Here is a 2367-nt window from a genome sequence, read left to right as displayed (position 1 = left end):
GCGGTGCGCGCGGAGCACGACGGGCCCGCGGGACACGTAGGAAATGTCACAGCCGAGCGGCCTTGAACGGTGGGTGTGCGCACGGGTTTACTGGCGAGTAATAAACTGGACGGCGACCACCGGATCCGCCCGGTGGCAGCCGTGAATGGCGCCTATGCTGCCAGCACGGCAGTGTCTCGATACGAAGCGGTAGGAGAGCCGGCGTGAGCTTGAGGATCGTTGTCTGTGTGAAGTACGTGCCCGACGCCACCGGCGACCGGCACTTCTCCGATGACCTGACCACCGACCGCGAGGCCGTCGACGGCCTGCTGTCGGAGCTGGACGAGTACGCGGTCGAACAGGCCCTGCAGATCTCCGAGGACGCGGACGACGCGGAGATCACCGTGCTGACCGTGGGCCCCGAGGACGCGCGCGACGCGCTGCGCAAGGGCCTGTCCATGGGCGCCGACAAGGCCGTGCACGTCGAGGACGACGACCTGCACGGCACCGACGCGCTGGGCACGTCGCTCGTCCTGGCCAAGGCCGTCGAACACGTCGGCTACGACCTCGTCGTCTGCGGCATGGCCTCCACCGACGGCACCATGGGCGTGCTGCCGGCGATCCTCGCCGAGCGCCTGGGCGTCCCCCAGGTGACCCAGCTCTCCACCGTCGCCGTCGCCGACGGCAAGGTCACCGGCCGCCGCGACGGCGACGCCGCCAGCGAGCAGCTGGAGGCGTCGCTGCCGGCCGTCGTGTCCGTGACCGACCAGTCCGGCGAGGCCCGTTACCCCTCGTTCAAGGGCATCATGGCGGCGAAGAAGAAGCCGGTGGAGACCCTGGACCTGGACGACCTGGGCATCGACGCCGAAGAGGTCGGCCTGGCGGGCGCCTGGACCAAGGTCGAGGACGCCACGAAGCGCCCGCCGCGCACCGCCGGCACGATCGTCAAGGACGAGGGCGAGGGCGGCAAGCAGCTCGCCGAGTTCCTCGCGGGCCAGAAGTTCATCTGAGCCGCGTCCCCGCCGCCGTTCCGCCTTCCGCCCTCGTATCGCAGGAGAACGAGATCCATGAGTGAAGTCCTCGTCTACGTCGACCACGCCGACGGCGCCGTGCGCAAGCCGACGCTGGAGCTGCTGACCCTCGCCCGCCGGATCGGCGACCCGGTCGCCGTCCACCTGGGCTCCGGCGTCGACGCCGCGGCGCCCGTGCTCGCCGAGCACGGCGCGGTGCGCGTGCTGACCGCCGACGCCGCCGAGTTCGCCGACTACCTCGTCGTGCCGAAGGTCGACGCCCTGAAGGCCGCGTACGACGCCGTGCAGCCGGCCGCCGTGCTGCTGCCGTCGTCGGTGGAGTGCAAGGAGATCGGCGCCCGCCTCGCGGTGCGGATCGGCTCCGGCATCATCACCGACGCCGTGGACGTCGAGGCCGGCGATGGGGGCACCGCCCAGGGCGAAGCCTCTGGGGGAGGCCCGGTCGCCACCCAGACCGTGTTCGCCGCCGCGTACACCACCCGCTCGCGCGTCTCGCGCGGCACCCCGGTCATCACCGTCAAGCCCAACTCGGCCGCCCCCGAGGCCGCCCCGGTCGAGAGCGCCGTGGAGCAGCTGACGTTCGGCTTCGGCGAGTCCGCGGCCGGTACGAAGGTCGTGGGCCGGACCCCGCGCGAGTCGACGGGCCGCCCCGAGCTGACCGAGGCGGCGATCGTCGTCTCCGGCGGCCGCGGCGTCAACGGCGCCGAGAACTTCCACCTCATCGAGGAGCTGGCCGACTCCCTGGGCGCGGCCGTCGGCGCCTCCCGGGCGGCGGTGGACGCGGGCTGGTACCCGCACTCGCACCAGGTCGGCCAGACCGGCAAGACCGTCTCCCCGCAGCTCTACATCGCGGCCGGCATCTCCGGTGCGATCCAGCACCGGGCCGGCATGCAGACGTCGAAGACGATCGTGGCCGTCAACAAGGACAGCGAGGCGCCCATCTTCGACCTCGTGGACTACGGCGTGGTCGGCGACCTGTTCGCCGTCGTCCCGCAGCTCACCGGCGAGGTCGAGGCCCGCAAGGGCTGAGCGGCGGACGCGGTTCGCCGCGAGCGCCGTACCCGCTGCCGTAGCAACTGCCGTTCGGAAGGGCCCGCGGTGCGCCGCGGGCCTTCCGTGTGCCCGGAGAAGGCACCGGGTGCGCCGCTGCGGCGCCGTGGTCGGGGCGCGCGAGCGCGTGGGAGGATGCGGCGCATGAGCGGGAGCGGTGGCACGAGCCCGTACGTCTGGCTGCCGCGGGGCGCACGGGAGTGGAGTCCGCCCTACGGCGGGCTGCCGAGCACCTGGCCGCGGTTCACCGCGGCGTACGCGCTGCTGGTGCTGCTGCGGATCACCGCCGACGTGCCGGTGCCGTGGC

2 protein-coding genes are annotated in these 2367 nt (G+C 72.7%); both read left to right on the top strand.

Going from position 1 to position 2367, the window contains the following annotated elements; translation table 11 throughout:
* Positions 1-203: 203 nt before the first annotated feature.
* Positions 204-989, top strand: coding sequence for an electron transfer flavoprotein subunit beta/FixA family protein (locus tag H5J30_RS27780; protein ID WP_181790053.1), 786 nt, complete (start codon positions 204-206; stop codon positions 987-989).
* Positions 990-1046: 57 nt separating this feature from the next.
* On the top strand, positions 1047-2039 hold the full coding sequence (locus H5J30_RS27775; protein ID WP_181790052.1) for an electron transfer flavoprotein subunit alpha/FixB family protein: 993 nt from the start codon (positions 1047-1049) through the stop codon (positions 2037-2039).
* Positions 2040-2367 lie beyond the last annotated feature (328 nt).

The sequence above is a fragment of the Streptomyces phytophilus genome, assembly GCF_013870535.1.
Classification (GTDB): domain Bacteria; phylum Actinomycetota; class Actinomycetes; order Streptomycetales; family Streptomycetaceae; genus Streptomyces; species Streptomyces phytophilus.
Note: the sequence above shows the minus strand (reverse complement) of the source record. Positions and strands in the feature narration are given on the sequence as shown.

Bases quoted from the DNA above. Each gene is read 5' to 3' on its own strand.
- H5J30_RS27775 (WP_181790052.1), top strand. From the start codon at position 1,047: ATGAGTGAAGTCCTCGTCTACGTCGACCACGCCGACGGCGCCGTGCGC.